This window comes from Bacillus sp. DE0042 (assembly GCF_007680225.1).
Taxonomy (GTDB): Bacteria; Bacillota; Bacilli; order Bacillales; family Bacillaceae_G; genus Bacillus_A; species Bacillus_A wiedmannii.
Window position 1 is genome coordinate 1,717,860 of the sequence record NZ_VEJP01000001.1, and the last position, 16,402, is coordinate 1,734,261.

A 16,402-nucleotide genomic window follows, 5' to 3' on the forward strand; every position below is an offset into this window, starting at 1 on the left:
TCCGTATCGTTTTTTAACTTTAATTTTTCTTCACTAAGAGTAAACCTTTTATTGTGATACAACACTTTAATCGAGACTTTAGCACATTCATAATAAAACAAAAAACCACCTAAAGGCTCCCCTTCAGGTGGTTCTCTATTTTACGCTAATGCAGCTGCCTGCTCTTGTTGATCTACAGGAATTACAGCGTCTGTTAATGCTTTTTCTAGTTCAGCTGTGTATTTCATTTGCTCTTCTTTGCTCCAGCCTAGTTTCGCAGCCATGTAGTTGATTACTGCTTCTTTCCACTCATATACCCAGTGGATGTTGAAGAATACAGCGCCTCTACGGCGTACGAAGAAGTCAACTGGTTTTGCTGTCATTTCGTAATCCATTGCGTATACAAGTGGGATTAGAACGTCTAGCGGCATGTTGTATTCTTTCGCTTCGTCTTTATGTTTTTTCGCTAAGTCGAACAGTACGTCTACGTTAGAGCCGTAGAATTTCGCGAATTCTTCTGCTTGTGCTTTCGTTAAACCAGATTTCGTGCCTTCGTCTGCTTTTTTCGCAACGAATGCTGGGAATCCGTGTGAACCACTTACATGTCCACCAGAGATTGGCATATGTTTCGTGTCGCTCTTCGGATATGCACTATGACCTTCTTTTTGTAATAGGTTTGTTACGTAGTCTACTACCATTTCAGCCATTTTACGGTATCCTGTTAATTTACCACCTGCGATTGTAATTAAACCAGATTCAGAAGTCCAAATTTCATCTTTACGAGAAATTTCAGATGCATTCTTACCTTCTTCGTAAATTAACGGACGTACACCAGCCCAGCTTGACTCCACATCTTTTTCTGTAATTTTCACACTTGGGAACATGTAGTTAATCGCATTAATGATATATGTGCGATCTTCTGTTGTCATGTGCGGTACAGCTGCGTCTTTATCATAGAACGTATCTGTTGTACCTACGTATGTTTTTCCGCCGCGAGGAATCGCGAACACCATACGTTTATCTGGTGTATCGAAGTAAATAGCTTGCCCTAATGGGAACCGTTTTTGGTCAATTACTAAATGCACACCTTTTGATAACTGAAGTACTTTCCCTTTTTTCGAGTTATCTTTTTCACGAAGTGTATCTACCCAAGGGCCAGCTGCATTTACAATTTTCTTACCGTACACTTCATACACTTCTCCATCTAGTAAATCGATTACACGTACACCACATACTTTTCCATCTTTATATAAGAAACTGTCTACTTTTGCGTAGTTAACAGCTTTCGCACCGTGTTCAATTGCTTCTTTCATTACTTCAATTGTAAGACGCGCATCGTCTGTACGATATTCTACGTAGTAACCGCCGCCTTTTAATCCTTCTTTTTTTACAAGTGGCTCTTTGTTTAATGTTTCTTCACGGTTAAACATTTTTCTGCGCTCGCTTCGTTTTACGCCTGCTAAGAAGTCGTATACACGAAGACCAATTGATGTACTGAATGATCCGAACGTACCGCCTGTATGGAACGGAAGTAACATCCACTCTGGTGTTGTTACATGGGGACCGTTCTCATATACGATCGCACGCTCTTTCCCCACCTCTGCTACCATTTTCACTTCAAGTTGTTTTAAATAACGTAGACCACCGTGTACAAGCTTCGTTGAACGACTTGATGTACCTGCTGCAAAGTCCTGCATTTCAAACACAATTGTTGATAACCCGCGTGTTGCTCCATCTAATGCAATACCAGAACCAGTAATACCTCCACCAATTACGATCACATCTAACTCTTGTTTATTTACTCCGTTTAATACGTCTTTACGTTGTTTACTTGAAAATTTCATGGTAATTCCTCCCTTTGATAACGAAAAAAGAGACCACGAACTCCGCTATAGATTTCGCCTCTATAGCGTGTTGTGGTCTCTCCAAATCTCCTACCGAATTATTAACTTGTCACCATTATAACACTGTTTATGATTATTTGAAAGCTTTTGTTGCTTCAATTGCTTTTTTCCATCCAGCATATAGCTCTTCGCTTGTTTCCGCTTCCATCGTTGGTTCAAAGCGTTTGTCCATATGCCACTGTTCTTTAATTTCATCTTGGTTTTTCCAATATCCAACCGCAAGACCAGCTAAGTACGCTGCACCTAAAGCTGTCGTTTCGTTGATCACTGGACGCTCTACAGGAACAGCTAAAATATCACTTTGGAACTTCATTAAGAAGTTATTTTTAACTGCTCCACCATCAACGCGTAATGTTTTTAGTTCAATACCTGAATCTGCTTCCATTGCGCATAATACATCTTTCGTTTGGTACGCTAAAGATTCTAGTGTTGCACGAATGAAATGCTCTTTCGTCGTACCGCGCGTTACACCAAACATAGCGCCGCGTACTTCACTATCCCAGTACGGTGTACCTAAACCTACGAATGCTGGTACAACGTATACACCTTCAGTTGATGCAACGCGTGATGCGTACACTTCACTTTCGCTTGCATCTTTAAACATGCGCATTCCGTCACGTAACCACTGAATTGCAGAACCTGCTACGAAAATACTTCCTTCTAATGCATAGTTCACTTTACCATCTATTCCCCATGCAATTGTTGTTAATAGACCATGCTCAGAAGCTACTGCTTTTTCACCTGTGTTCATTAACATGAAACAACCAGTTCCGTACGTGTTCTTCGCCATACCTTCACCGAAACAAGCTTGTCCAAATAATGCTGCTTGCTGGTCACCAGCTACACCTGCAATCGGTATATTTTGACCGAAGAAGTGATAATCAATTGTTTCTCCATATATTTCAGATGATGGACGTACTTCTGGAAGCATGCTCTTTGGCACCGTTAACATGTCTAGAAGCTCATCATCCCACTGTAAGTCGTGAATGTTAAACATTAATGTACGTGATGCATTTGAGTAATCCGTTACGTGCGCTTTACCGCCAGACAATTTCCATACAAGCCACGTATCAATCGTTCCGAATAATAGATCGCCGTTTTCTGCTTTTTCTCTTGCACCTTCAACGTTATCTAAAATCCATTTTACTTTCGTACCAGAGAAGTATGCGTCAATTAAAAGACCTGTTTTTTCGCGAACCATTTCGCTATACCCTTTTTCTTTTAACTCATCACAAATTTCAACTGTTTGACGAGATTGCCATACGATTGCGTTGTAAATTGGTTTTCCAGTCGTTTTATCCCAAACAACCGCTGTTTCACGTTGGTTCGTAATACCGATACCAGCGATTTGTTCTGGTTTTACATCTGCTTCGCTTAAGCAAGTTGCGATAACTGCTAAAATAGATCCCCAAATTTCTTGTGCATTATGCTCTACCCAACCTGGCTTTGGAAAATGTTGTGTAAACTCTTTTTGAGCTGAATGAACAATTTCACCTTTTTTATTGAACAGAATTGCGCGTGAGCTAGTTGTTCCTTGGTCTAAAGAAAGAATATATTTTTTCATATCGGTTTCCCCCTATGCTACTTTTCTACTATTTGTATTGCTTTCACTTTTTTTACTTGTCATATAAGAGATTGCTAGTACAATCACAGTTGCAATAATCACATAAATAAGTGCTGCATTTTGTTTTCCTTCAAATACAACTTGATGGAATAATCCTGCAAGTGATCCACCTAGAATTGGACCAACTACTGGAATCCATGCATACTTCCAGTTTGAACCGCCTTTTCCTGCAATCGGAAGGAAGAAGTGTGCGATACGCGGACCTAAATCACGAGCTGGGTTAATCGCGTATCCTGTCGTTCCACCTAATGATAAACCAATACTTACAATTAAGAAACCTACGATAAATGGATTTAAACCATCTGCAAATTTATTTGCTCCAATTGCTAATATACCAAATACTAAAACGAATGTTCCAATCATTTCACTTAAAAGGTTTGCAAATGTGTTCGGAATTGCTGGACCTGTTGCAAATACGCCTAACTTTGTTCCTGGATCTTCTGTTTCTTTCCAGTGTGGTAAGTAATGTAAATATACGATAACTGCCCCGATAATTGCCCCAATCATTTGTGCTGCGATATAACCTGGTACGTCACTCCATGGGAACGCTCCCTTAAATGCTAGTCCTATCGTTAAAGCCGGATTTAAATGTGCCCCACTAATTGATCCAACCGCGTACGCTGCAACCGCTACCGCTAAGCCCCAGCCCATTGTAATTACAATCCATCCAGAATCTTTCGCAAACGATTTCTTTAAACTTACACCAGCACAAACGCCGCCACCAAGTACGATTAACAACGCTGTCCCTATTAATTCCCCTAAAAATGCTGACATAAAATCCCTCCACAATCAATTTAAATGCGTTCAAATGTGATAGAGGTAAAATGAATGGCCATTCGTTTTTTCAAAAGAAAAAGATCCACAGCTTACATGCTTCTATATAATATATAGAAACAATAAAATGTGGATCTCTTCTTTTCTCCGTCACGTTTATTAACTTGTCTATAATGTTAACCTTTCATGAAAGCGGTGTCAACAGAATTTTTTCACATTTTCGTCACTTTTTTTGGTAATGTTTCCATAGTTCTTTTTTTGATGTCGTAATTGCTGTCGCACCAGCACTTAAAGCTCTTTCAACATCTTGCACAGTACGAATGAAACCACCCGCTAAAATCGGGACACCAGTACGCTCTTTCACTTCAGCAATCACATCGGTTAGCGCACCAGGAAGCACCTCTATATAATCCGGCTTCGTCTTTTCTAGCAAATTACAGCTCTTTTCCATCGCGCTAGAATCAATTAAAAAGATGCGCTGAATTGAGACGACACCCTTTTGCTTCGCCTTCATAATCACGCTCGCCTTTGTCGAAAGTAACCCGTACGGTTTATATTCTTGGCATAAAAACTCCGTCGCATGCCCATCACTTTGTAATCCATGAATCAAATCAACATGTAAAAACACCTTTTTACTATGCTGCTTCGCAAGTGACACAACACTCTTCAATTGACCAACATGAATATCTAAAATAACAATATACTCATACGAACTATGTAATAGCTTTTCCAAATCTTTAATTTGCCTCACTGCCGGCAAAATCTTCTGTTCATGAAATTCCATTCTAAATGTCCCCTTCTTTATGTCATCCTATCCTTTATAGTACACAATTTGAGTAGAAAGAACAGCTAGTGCAGTGGAATTATTTCCTCTATCTATATATTTTCTTCAACTTATCAGAAGCCGTGCCACCTATAACCATTAATATGAGGGGTAAAAAATTCATTACATACGATGCATCTGCTACAAGTGTAATGCTCGCTCCGGCAAACTTATTTAACATCCATACAACGATTTTTGTAATAAACAAAAATACGCCCATCATAAATAAACTATCGAAAAACACCTTCCATTTTGGATGCGCTAATTGCTTACTATCTTCGATTACTTTTTGCGTCAACTCTTCATCACTCCTTAGCAGTTCATCAATCGTAATACCGAACAGATCACTTAAATGAATAATAATTTCAATGCTCGGATAGTTCTTTCCCGTCTCCCATTTCGAAACAGACTGCCTACTTACATGAATTTTTTCAGCCAAATCATTTTGCGACCAATTTCGTTTTTCTCGTTCTTGTTTTAAACGTTCACTAAAAATCATACTGTGTTTATCACCTCTCTACGTCTAGTATGGTCAAATAACTGATGAAGAGTAAAGCGAGTTGTCGTTGCGTTAGCTGTGCAACTTTTACGTTACAGGTTGTAATGGCGCTATGTAGTGTGTATATTTCATATGCTATGCTCCTATAATAATTTCCCGAACAATAATCGTGCTTCTTAACATTGTCGCTTTGTATCGGTAAGTCGATATCCTATGTCGAATCGTTAATATATTTTAGGAAATAAAAAAGTGGATAACAATACGTTATCCACTATCCTCTAATTATAATAAAACCGAATCCTTATCATTCTCCAAAAAGAAAATCGTTTTGTTAATTTCTCAACTTATACTAATATGGATAGCACCAGGGAAATTAATGAAGAAATACAATTAGAACGAACAAAAAACCCTGTAAACTTTATTACAGAGTTTTTTGCCAACTATTTATTGTTTTGCATAACGAATACGAACATTATCATCCATATGATAAATTTGTAATGTGTTTCCATCATAGTTTTGTAATTTATACATCATACTATCATTTGTTAGCTTTACTTCTTGACCGTCTTTAACTGCTTTTGTTACTTTTAAGGATAACTGGAATGATGGAACATCTACCGCATATGTTCCTGTTAAATAGTTATCTTTATTCGGATAAGAACCGTTCGCATAGGACTCAAATGTTTTATCACCTTTTAGTACTAACGTAGTTTTTATGCCACTACCGTAATCAATACCCCAGTTACCAATAATCTCAGTCCCATCTTTGATGTTCTTCTCCATGTTTCCATAACTAATTCCTAACTCTTCACTTGTACCAACTGTACCTACAAATACCCCCGTTTTAGCTTGGCTTTTATCTGTTTGAGCCTGACTATCAGTAGTTGGGCTTGTCGATGTAGAACTACTTGTTGTACTAGTAGATTTTTCTGTGGCTGTATCACCTTTTGTTTCGGATCTTAACTTATCGAATGTAGGTTTCCAAATACGTTTTGCTTCCTCTAGTTTTGTATTTGCTTTATTTAAGATTTCCTTATCGGTCTCTAAGTTGAAGCCTTTATCGTTGAATAACTTCTCTATTTCACCGAATGTTTCTCTTAGTTTACCTGTCGCTTTTTCAATCTCTTTTTGTTCTTCTTTATGTTTTTGCGGTGCGTAAATCTTCTCTATCTTATCAAATACTTTATAGATGTCTTTAATACTATCTAATACCTCAGCTTTTGATTTACTTCCATTTCTCAAATCTCTTACAGAAGCATCATAGTAATCAAATCGTCTTAACATATCCTGTTCAATATCTAATAAATATTGTGCATAATCTTCATCTAAAACTCGAACCTTTTGAACATCTTTACTTTCTTCTTTCGAATTAGTTAATTTTTCTTTCGTTTCAGCAGCCTTAGATTTACTTGTTTCTTCTGTCTTTTCTTCTTTATTTGCCGAATCTTTTACTGTAACACAACCACTTAATAATATGGCAACTGGAACTGCAGCAGCTATTAGTTTTTTCACTTTCATACCTCATACCCCTTTAAGTAATTTATTCTTAGTTAGTTTTGCTACCGATACTCTTCGCTGCTTCTTCAAACAGTTTTGAGCCTTCTTGTGCTTTACTTAATGATTGATGCATTTTACTCTCGTCTTCTTGGTCTAATGCATCAAAAAGAAGTTGAAAACAATCCGCATACAGTTCCATCGATTGCTTTATCTTCGCTTGTTCTCCCTGTAATTCAGGAGGCGCTTGTAGATTCTTCAGTTTCGTTGCAGTTGCCTTTGCTCCACCTAAACTCAGTTGTACTTCACTTTTCTTTTGTTTGTATGATTTTACGTCTGAATCTGCTATTCCTTCAATTAATTTCATTGTATCTTCAATTTGAGTGGCACTGTTTATAATATCTGCCTTGTATCTTTCAACATCTGAACCAGTTACCTTACCAGTTGAAGAATTAGAAGAAGTAGAATTATTTGAAGAAGAACTTTGTTGACTACTTGAGGAACTACTGTTTGTATCTTCACCTTTCGCTACAGATAAGCTATCCTCTTTCTTGCTATCAGTTGACTTACTCTCTTTTTCAGCAGCCTTACTCTCTTTCTCTACCTTTTGCGTTTCTTCTTTCTTTGGTTCGGCTTTCTTACCATCAGTTTCAATTGTAATACAACCACTCAATAACATAACTGGTAACGCTAAACTTACTAATTTCTTTGCTTTCATGATTACTAATACCCCTTTATATGTAAAATTCAGTGCAAACAAGTTAATATACTTAACTAATAAATCCCCCCGAATAATTTATTAGAATCTACTATCCATAGATTTCCTGTATATTCATAATCTTTCCATATATATTATTTTACAGAGAATTACATATTTGGTCAAAGGGATTTATGTAGTCTTCACAGGGAAATTTACTAAACGAAAAGAAATTTTAATCACAAAGAAAAGAAGCTAACAATAAATTGTTAACTTCTCAGCCGAAAGTAAAATATTATCTTTCCTTATCTTCTAATATCTAGGTTGGGATTGAATATTTGTAAGATGAACATCAAACATATCAATTATTTCAAGAAATCTATCAGCTTCACGGAAAACATGGTCTGCTAATAATGGATGAATGATACTCTTTATTTTACATTGCTCAATTAAATCACGTGCTGTTTTCTTAAAATCCCGAAGAGATGTAACCGACACACGATTTTGATCTAAAAATTGATCTAAAAGTGGGACTGTTTGGGATTGTGGTTTCATAGATTCTAAGTCAATTGCTTGATACATCAATTCATCAAAATCATTGCTAAAATTCCGCGCTGTATCTACAAGCTTTCTTTCCGATGGATCAAGAAGATGACCAATAAATTTAGCATGGTCTGCCATAATCCTTAAAAAGAAAACATTTTCTTTAATAATAGCATCAGGAAGAGCATCTAATTTACCTTCATTTAATTGTATTAAACGTTTTCTAAAATAATCAGCTTCCCTACTCGTATGGTCAACTAACAATGGAAAGTTATTTTGTCCTGGCAATTTACATGTGAGAATTAATCCTAAAATTTTTCTTTTAAATCCCCAAATATTAGTTGCGGCTTGTTGTACTTCTGAATTAAATCTTTTTATTTGCTCAGGATCTGTTTCATTTGTATAGGAATGCGCTATTTGTTCGATATGTTCAAACAATCGATAAAATTGATTAGCCTCTTCGATTAGTTGCGTATCCTCACATCTAAACCCTAAGCGAAGAAAAAAAGAATGCTCCTTCATGATTCTAGACCAAAAACGAATTTCATTTAATGAACGCTCAACAAACATTACAGATGTAACACCTGTATCAGGATGTAATGATGTTTCATCCCTATGCATTGTTAATCCCCCCCCAGTAAATACTGCGCTAGTTCCATTCTTATGAGTAGAAATATATATAAATACCACTTATAAAAGTCCATGATAAATTTCGTATACATGCTCCCCAAAAAGAAAAAAGGCTATCACCTAGATATAAAGTTCTCCTAGTTGGTAGCCTTTCAAAATGTCTATTAAAGCAGCACCGAATCCTTATCACTATCCTGATTGCGCTTCTCTCGCTCTTCTTCTAAACGCTTCATATACACTTCGCCTTCTTTTTCAATAAACTCATTATCCATTTCTTGCTCTTTTTTTGAAGTATATAAAACCATGTAGCCACTTAATACGATCCCAACGATTACAAGATACACCCACCATGGTAAAGTTTCCACTGTACTTCATTCCTTTCCTTAGACAAGCCTTATTAGTTTCACTGTATGAGGAAAGAAGTGGATTTATGCTTTAAATTTTTATTGTGGATTCTTCGCGAAGAACGCTTGTACATATTCCATAAACTCTATTGGTTCCTGACGAAACGGTGCGTGGTATCCTTTTTCAATGATATGGAACGTACTATTTGCAAATAGCTCATGATACAGTTCACCATTTTTCCAAGAAACGCTCTTATCGTGTCGTCCCCATATAATTAAAGTCGGCACCTTAATTTTGTCTGCTTCCATCGCGATGCGGCGCTCTCTCATTTTCGTCAACTGATCATAATGCTCTTTATCGTCGCGACTATTTTTTACTGCATTTTTATTATAATCTGTAATCTCTGTTACAGTTTGTAAGTCCGTTGATAGCGGCGGCACTTCATAACTTTCTTTTTGCTGGAAAGACTCAATCCCTGTAGAATCCGCTAAAACGAGATGCGTTACTGCATCCGGATATAAATACGCTAAATTTAGAGACATCTCTCCGCCCATCGAATGACCAAGTACTGCGAATTGATCGTACCCGAGTCTCTTCATTAACTTATAATATAAATTCACTTGCGCAGGAAACGAATACTGAAAATCAACCGGCTTCGAAGAACGTCCAAATCCTAAAATATCAACCGCGATAATCGTATGGTCCTTTACAAGTTCCGGATAAATATCACTAAACCCATCTGAAGAACCACCAAACCCGTGAAGCATAAGTAAAGGCGGCTTCCCCTCACCAATTTGCTTAAAATAAATCGTCTGCCCATCAATCTGTGCCATACTCTCTTTCGTATTCAGCTTCATCATAACAGTATTTTTCACTTCTCCAACCTTCGCAATCGGCTTATCAACGAAGTTACATACGATTAACAAAACGAGCACAATACCGCTAATGAAATAAAATTTAAACCGTTTCAACATTCCCGTCTCCTTTCTCTTGTTGCTATTTAAAGTTTTTACATTATTTGGTTGTTTTATGATTAATTTTAATTGTAACCATGATAGTTACAATTATACTAAAAAAATATTACTCATTGCCACTAGTGATGGTTACTTTGTAACTATTATAGTTACATATTTAAAGTAAGTCAATTCTTTTTATGACCAAAAAGAAAAGGGACCTCGTTATGAGGTCCCTTCACTTTATTATTTAATTTAAAAATGGTCAGCGTGTGAGTCTTGCTTGCTAATACCGCCACCGTCACCTTTATTGAAGTTGGCCGGTGCTCCACCAGTATCTCCTTTATTAAAGCTAACATAGTCTGGTCTTGCTGGTGCTCCTCCTGTCTCTCCTATATTTAATGCTTGATTTGTAAACGCACTGTTAACTCCAATTGATAACGCACCTACTAACGCAATCCCCAACATTCCAAAGTGAATCTTTTTCATTATTTTAGCGCCCCTTTTTTTAATAATTTTCTTTGAGCTTTATGACTCATGTAAAAATAATGACTTGCTTTATTGTGATTCTCTTCTTTATAAAACCTTAGAGCTAACATTTCAGCGTATTCCTGTATACACTCCCATAGCTCTTCTTTTTCAAAATAATTAATACCTTCTAAAACTACTTGCTCTAAGCTTAATGTAGGTGATTTTTCGTTTACGCTTTTCAAAATCATAAAACGATATTGAAACTCTTCCTTATTTAATTCTTTACAAATATCCAAACCTTTTTCAACCAAATCTGCTGCCAATTGATATTGCCCTAATTTATAACATTCACGCGCTTCAACAAATAGCGCTTTAAAAAATTTCGGCTGTTTTTTTGTAACTTCGGATGCATGGCGAACTGCAAGTTCCGATAAATCTTGACTAGCATACAAAAAGGCTAAATTATGACGCACCATTAAAATATATTTTTCATAATTTACCTTTTGGAAAATATCCATAGCAGCATTAAAGCTTTCTTCCGCGAGTTCATAATTTTTCAAATCTACACAACACAGACCAAAAGCATTTTCACATAGCGCTATATTTATTTCGCAACCTATATGGTTTTTGAACTCTTCTTTCGCTTTTCTCAAATAATCAATTGCATTAACTTGTTGATATGTCTGATAGTAAAAATTACCCATACGATAATCAAACTCCGCATTTTCTAAAGAGTGCGAAACATATTTCAGTAGTTCATTTGCTTTTTCATAACTTTCCTTTGCATCGCTATATTTAGACATTGAAGTACAATATATTCCTTTAAAAAAATGATAATAATACGCTAAAAACCCTTTAGTTGGAATTTCAAAAGATTCTATTCTATCAAAACTATTTTCTTTTATATTTAACCAATCCGTCAGCATTTTATATCTAAAATCTAATAAGGTAAAATACAAAGATAACTCCTGATCCACTTCCAACCCACTAATCTTACTATCAATCTCCTCTTTCATTTCTGTGGCTTTCTCTATGTTTTGCTGCAACATTACACGATACCAATCATCTAAAGAATGTTTCATTTGCTCCCGTGTTACTACATCTGCTCCCATACACCCGCATCTCCTTTTCTCCAAACTTACAAAATTAGGATATTTATACAATTATTCAAATTGTATATCACCACCTCTTTTCTATGTATTGAAAAACAATTGTCAGAAAATTTATAATTTAAATGAATTATACCAAATATTTCTATTTAAAAAACTTGAGAAACATTTTTCAGAAAATTTTATAGCCCAAATAAAAAAGCAAGCAGTTCCAGCGATTCGCTAGAACTACCTGCTCTCCTACTTATTATCTCTATTTTACTCTTTAATAAATTCCTTCGTACTTCTCACTGTATCAATCGGACGAACTAATTTTTCGATTTCTTCACGTTTTGGCTCTAGGAATGGAGGTAAAGATAATTTTTCGCCAAGTGTTTCGTATGGCTCATCCCCCATAAATCCTGGGCCGTCTGTTGCAAATTCAAATAAAATTTGTGGTGCAACTCTTGCGTATAATGACTCGAAGAAGTGACGATTTACATAGCCAGATGAAGGAAGCCCTACGCTACCGATTCTCTCAATCCATTCTTCTAGTACAGCACGATCTTCTACGCGGAATGCGGCATGGTGCACTGTACCAAAGCCTTGTTGCGCTTCTGGAAGAACCGTATTATGTTCTACAATGACAGAAGCACCGTTTCCGCCTTCGTTTACTTCAAATAAATAGAACTCTCCTTCTTGAGCAATCTCTTTAAATAATAAAACTTTTTCTAACACTTCTTTGAAGAAACTAAAGTTTGCGATACGAATAAATACAGGTCCTAAGCCAGTAATTGCATATTCTAATGGAACTGGACCGTTTTGCCATGGTGTACCTGATTCGATCCCTTTATCTAATTCATCAGAGATTAATTGATAGTGTTGATCATCGAAATCAACGAAAGAAAGAGTTTTCTTACCAAATTGCTCTTTAATGCCTGTATGTTCTACTTCAAGACGGTCAAAGCGTTTTACCCAATATGCTAACGCTGCATCAGTTGGCACTCGGAATGAAGTTTTTGAAATTTCATTTGTACCGTGTACTCCTTTTGGAATACCTGGGAAGTCAAAGAATGTCATATCTGTTCCTGCACTACCTTTATCATCTGCAAAGAATAAATGATACGTTTGAATATCATCTTGGTTTACTGTTTTTTTAACTAAACGCATTCCTAAAACGTGAGTGAAAAATTCATAGTTCTTTTCTGCACTACTTGTAATTGCTGTAACGTGGTGAATTCCTTTTAATTGGTTCATTTTATATTCCTCCAATGGTTTTTAAATTTATATTTTCTCTTCTATTATTTCTCTTCAATAGGTGCTAATTTCGCTTCAATTTCTGCTCGCTGATTTTCTAAGAACGGCGGTAAATCAAGTTTTTCTCCTAAATGCTCTACATCTCCATCAACTGTAAATCCTGGTCCATCTGTCGCAATTTCAAATAGGATTCCGTTTGATTCGCGGAAGTATAAGCTTTTAAAATAGAAACGGTCGATAATGCCAGAAGAATGGAAACCTTTTTGTATTACCTGTTCTTCCCAATAAGCAAGCTCTTCACTGTTTTTCACGCGAATTGCTAAATGGTGAATGCTACCGCGGCCTGGTTTTTCAGTAGGACCATCCAAATATTTCACAACGATTTCTCCGAAGGCTTCTCCTTTAATGGACTGGAAAATCGCTTCTTCGTCGCTTCGGCTAACTTCTGTATAACCAAATATATCTGTTAATGTACTCGCCAGTTTATCAAGTCTACGCACCGTCATTTCCACTGAACCCATTCCTTGAATTTGATGCTGTGCAGGAACTTCGGATTTCTCCCACGTTTCCCAGTGCTCTACTTTTTCTCCGTTTGAAACGAGTAGTACGAGACGAAGACCTTCAGCATCCTCAAATTGTAAAGCAGAACGATTTGCATATGTTGTCATTTCACTATGTTTCACATCAAATTTCTCAAATCGTTCTTTCCAGTAATGTAAGCTTTCCTCTGACGGAACGAGTAATCCAATTCGCGTAATTGCATTCGTACCACGGTACGTTTTCCCTACTAAAGGCATTTCAAAAAATGATAATTCCGTACCTGGACTTCCTGTTTTATCTCCGTAAAATAAGTGATACATAGACGGATCATCTTGGTTTACCGTCATTTTCACACGACGTAACCCAAGCACGTTTTTATAAAAATGGTTATTCTCACTTGCGTTTTTTGTAACCATTGAAATGTGATGATGCCCTTTAATTTCATACATTGATAATTCCTCCGCTTCATTTTACCAGTCAAGTGATAACTAAAAAATAACATTTCCAACAAATAATATGGTTATTAATTTTTCAATTTATGCTTATTATGTTTTTGTAAATTCATCTTAGTTTTTACTGAATAAGTTACTTCGTTTTTTAATCGAAAGCAAGTGAGTGTATGTTTTTCATATGACTCAATCGCTTTCGTTACTATCACTTTACAACTCAAGTGATTAAAAAGCAAGCTAAATATCTCAAATTCGAGACATTTTTTTATTGCATAACATTTTGGACTAGAGAATGATGAATTTCTATATGGGATAGCGTCATAAAAATGTGGATTTACAACGCTAAGTTCATTTGCAACTAATGCAATCCCTTATTTAGAAAAAGCTGTTCTTTTAAGATCAAATAACTAACGTTCTTGGACTAAAAACACGAGAAATTCTCGTTTTGGGGGATTTTCTTTTCTTAACTTGATGGCGATGTGGCGCTACTCCAATATGCATTTAATAATGGTTTAGTAAATATAAAAAACATTAGTGGAGAAAAGAACAGTCCATCTAGATTAAAGTTGCAACGCCATCAACAAAACAAAACATCATAAAATCAGGAGCTTGCTCACCCTATGAAACACCTGATGGGCAACTTAATGGAATGAAAAGATATCTTGATCGTAGATGTTGGTGGTATGAGGTTAAGTAAGATAAGAGCCTTCCTCTTGTGCGGCTTTTTTTATGTTCGTTTAATTATGCTTCATATGCCATGCTATCTAGAAATTCTTCGTTCTTTCTAAGACATCGCACAATTAAAATAATGTTCTCTCATATTTAATGAATCCACTGGAGCTTGCTCTATGTCATAAAACATTCGTTCCTTTTTATTATAATGCATCTTACCTATTTTAGCGGGTGATTCAGAAGGATAGTATTGATAAACAACTATCTCTTCATCCTCAAATTCTTTAGTCATTAATAAACATATTGCCATAAGTAAGGGCCCCTTTATTTATATTGAATTTCATGTTTGAAGTTGTTGAAAATGACTAGTCTTCTTTTAAAAATTCAATGTTGATTCTATCAACTTCAATTTCAACATGCTTGTTAAAGTATTCACTGTGTTCTGGGAATATTTCATCTTCGTCTGTAATAATAATCCCTGCATCAATAAACCCACGATTTAATATTCCACTAATACGATATTCGAAAGAATTATCAATTCTCTTTAAATTTTTCACTCCATCTATTCCTTCATTTATTTCAATACTATCAAAAACTGTAATGTCGAGAATAACAGGATAATTTTTTCCTTCTTCAATTTTATATGGACAAACAGTGGAGAATCCCGTAAACACTACACCGTTAATATTTATTGTAACCTCCTCTTCGATTAACTTATTGGTTTTTTCTACATACGCCATATATTTCATGTTTTTTCCTCCCTTTCCTAATTGAAATTATGAGATAAAAAGAAAAAATGTAAATACAGAAACTTTAGATTAGTATAATAATGTGTATGTAAAATAAAATTTGCTTAATTGCAAATAGCACCCATGTGTATGTGAAATAAAGTTAATAAAATAAAAGAGCATCCCCAAACGGAAATACCCTTTTATTTCAGGTTTAAATTACACCCATTCCTTTTAACATCTCAATTAAACTAGTATAGAAGTATTCACATGCTTCTGTCTCAGAATTAAATGTCTTAAGATTACTCTCTGTTCCTCGCTCACTATAATATTTTATATTCTTTTCGAAGATATTTAATGAACTCACACTTGGTAAATTTACATCTCCTCGAACCAGTTTACCTTGTTGTCTTTAGATTTTCGTATTCTCATCAAACTTCTTTACCAGTTAAATTATCAACAAATCTTATTTTTCCATTTTCAGAAACTAATTGTAAATCACTACCTATTGGTAGTTCGTATATTCCCAGAATGGCCGGTTCAATATTTGCTACAGTATTAAAATCACATACTACTAAATTATCCGGATTATTAATATAATCATCATCATCAATCTCTGAAAAAAATCTCCAACCATTATCTACCGCATCTATTGATTGCTCCCTCAATATCCATTTCAATTTTCCTGTTTCATTTATTATATTTTTTGAAACAATACAGGCCCCAGCTTTTTCAATAAATTCAATAGGCTCTTTTTGATTCATATTTTTCCATCCTTTCAATTAAACTTGATCTATATGGGGATTTTCTAGCGTATTCAATAGCTGAAAATCTTGTACTATCTTTAGAAGTTAAGTCTAAGTTTGGTTGAGAAAACCACAAATTATAAAACTGTTCTAATTTAATAAAAAAACAGCCCCACTAAGTTTATT

At 35.6% G+C, this 16,402-nt stretch carries 16 protein-coding genes and 2 pseudogenes; 1 reads left to right on the top strand and 17 read right to left on the bottom strand.

Annotated elements, in window-relative coordinates; all coding sequences use genetic code 11:
- Positions 1 to 140 precede the first annotated feature (140 nt).
- The 14 genes from glpD to FS802_RS08700 all read right to left on the bottom strand — a co-directional run bounded on the left by glpD (position 141) and on the right by FS802_RS08700 (position 14,070).
- Positions 141 to 1,823, bottom strand: coding sequence for an aerobic glycerol-3-phosphate dehydrogenase (gene glpD / locus FS802_RS08635; protein ID WP_000672824.1), 1,683 nt, complete (start codon positions 1,821 to 1,823; stop codon positions 141 to 143).
- 133 nt (positions 1,824 to 1,956) lie between these two features.
- On the bottom strand, positions 1,957 to 3,447 hold the full coding sequence (glpK, locus tag FS802_RS08640) for a glycerol kinase GlpK (protein ID WP_000759997.1): 1,491 nt from the start codon (positions 3,445 to 3,447) through the stop codon (positions 1,957 to 1,959).
- Positions 3,448 to 3,459: 12 nt separating this feature from the next.
- The gene (gene glpF, locus FS802_RS08645) at positions 3,460 to 4,281 is read right to left on the bottom strand and encodes a glycerol uptake facilitator protein GlpF (RefSeq protein WP_048545386.1); all 822 of its coding nucleotides are present in this window, start codon (positions 4,279 to 4,281) and stop codon (positions 3,460 to 3,462) included.
- A 223-nt stretch (positions 4,282 to 4,504) separates the two neighbouring features.
- Entirely contained in the window at positions 4,505 to 5,065 is a 561-nt protein-coding gene (gene glpP, locus FS802_RS08650) for a glycerol uptake operon antiterminator GlpP (protein ID WP_000394296.1), read from the bottom strand.
- Positions 5,066 to 5,153: 88 nt separating this feature from the next.
- A complete protein-coding gene (locus tag FS802_RS08655) occupies positions 5,154 to 5,603 on the bottom strand; it encodes a helix-turn-helix domain-containing protein (protein ID WP_098653170.1) in 450 nt (149 codons plus the stop codon).
- Between the two features lie 444 nt (positions 5,604 to 6,047).
- Positions 6,048 to 7,121, bottom strand: a complete 1,074-nt coding sequence (locus FS802_RS08660) for a DUF3994 domain-containing protein (RefSeq protein WP_098653169.1) — start codon at positions 7,119 to 7,121, stop codon at positions 6,048 to 6,050.
- Positions 7,122 to 7,149: 28 nt separating this feature from the next.
- Positions 7,150 to 7,815 carry a DUF7018 domain-containing (lipo)protein gene (locus FS802_RS08665; RefSeq protein ID WP_000644839.1) on the bottom strand — a complete coding sequence of 222 codons (666 nt, stop codon included), beginning with the start codon at positions 7,813 to 7,815 and terminating at the stop codon, positions 7,150 to 7,152.
- A 291-nt stretch (positions 7,816 to 8,106) separates the two neighbouring features.
- Positions 8,107 to 8,958, bottom strand: a complete 852-nt coding sequence (locus tag FS802_RS08670; RefSeq protein WP_000554485.1) for a DUF2935 domain-containing protein — start codon at positions 8,956 to 8,958, stop codon at positions 8,107 to 8,109.
- Positions 8,959 to 9,131: 173 nt separating this feature from the next.
- Positions 9,132 to 9,332 (bottom strand): sporulation YhaL family protein, encoded by a 201-nt coding sequence (locus FS802_RS08675; protein ID WP_000449229.1) that lies wholly within the window; start codon positions 9,330 to 9,332, stop codon positions 9,132 to 9,134.
- A gap of 78 nt (positions 9,333 to 9,410) precedes the next feature.
- Positions 9,411 to 10,283, bottom strand: a complete 873-nt coding sequence (locus tag FS802_RS08680) for an alpha/beta fold hydrolase (protein WP_033657829.1) — start codon at positions 10,281 to 10,283, stop codon at positions 9,411 to 9,413.
- Between the two features lie 237 nt (positions 10,284 to 10,520).
- Positions 10,521 to 10,754, bottom strand: coding sequence for a Phr family secreted Rap phosphatase inhibitor (locus FS802_RS08685; protein WP_098653168.1), 234 nt, complete (start codon positions 10,752 to 10,754; stop codon positions 10,521 to 10,523).
- The gene (locus tag FS802_RS08690; protein ID WP_098653167.1) at positions 10,754 to 11,848 is read right to left on the bottom strand and encodes a response regulator aspartate phosphatase; all 1,095 of its coding nucleotides are present in this window, start codon (positions 11,846 to 11,848) and stop codon (positions 10,754 to 10,756) included. Before FS802_RS08690 ends, FS802_RS08685 begins: the two co-directional genes overlap by 1 nt.
- Positions 11,849 to 12,103: 255 nt before the next feature.
- On the bottom strand, positions 12,104 to 13,081 hold the full coding sequence (locus tag FS802_RS08695; protein WP_001072539.1) for a ring-cleaving dioxygenase: 978 nt from the start codon (positions 13,079 to 13,081) through the stop codon (positions 12,104 to 12,106).
- Between the two features lie 44 nt (positions 13,082 to 13,125).
- Positions 13,126 to 14,070, bottom strand: coding sequence for a ring-cleaving dioxygenase (locus tag FS802_RS08700; protein ID WP_098720257.1), 945 nt, complete (start codon positions 14,068 to 14,070; stop codon positions 13,126 to 13,128).
- A gap of 580 nt (positions 14,071 to 14,650) precedes the next feature.
- Here FS802_RS08700 and FS802_RS08705 point away from each other — a divergent pair.
- Positions 14,651 to 14,767 (top strand): annotated as a pseudogene (locus tag FS802_RS08705) (N-acetylmuramoyl-L-alanine amidase C-terminal domain-containing protein); the annotation flags it as partial.
- A 44-nt stretch (positions 14,768 to 14,811) separates the two neighbouring features.
- Here the strand turns inward: FS802_RS08705 and FS802_RS08710 are convergent.
- The 3 genes and pseudogenes from FS802_RS08710 to FS802_RS08725 form a co-directional block, all read right to left on the bottom strand.
- Positions 14,812 to 15,052, bottom strand: a pseudogene (locus FS802_RS08710) (hypothetical protein).
- Between the two features lie 55 nt (positions 15,053 to 15,107).
- Positions 15,108 to 15,491 (bottom strand): hypothetical protein, encoded by a 384-nt coding sequence (locus FS802_RS08715; RefSeq protein WP_000876519.1) that lies wholly within the window; start codon positions 15,489 to 15,491, stop codon positions 15,108 to 15,110.
- Positions 15,492 to 15,901: 410 nt separating this feature from the next.
- Complete coding sequence (locus tag FS802_RS08725) at positions 15,902 to 16,234, bottom strand: DUF2185 domain-containing protein (protein ID WP_001072112.1); 333 nt, start codon at positions 16,232 to 16,234, stop codon at positions 15,902 to 15,904.
- Between the last annotated feature and the right edge of the window lie 168 nt (positions 16,235 to 16,402).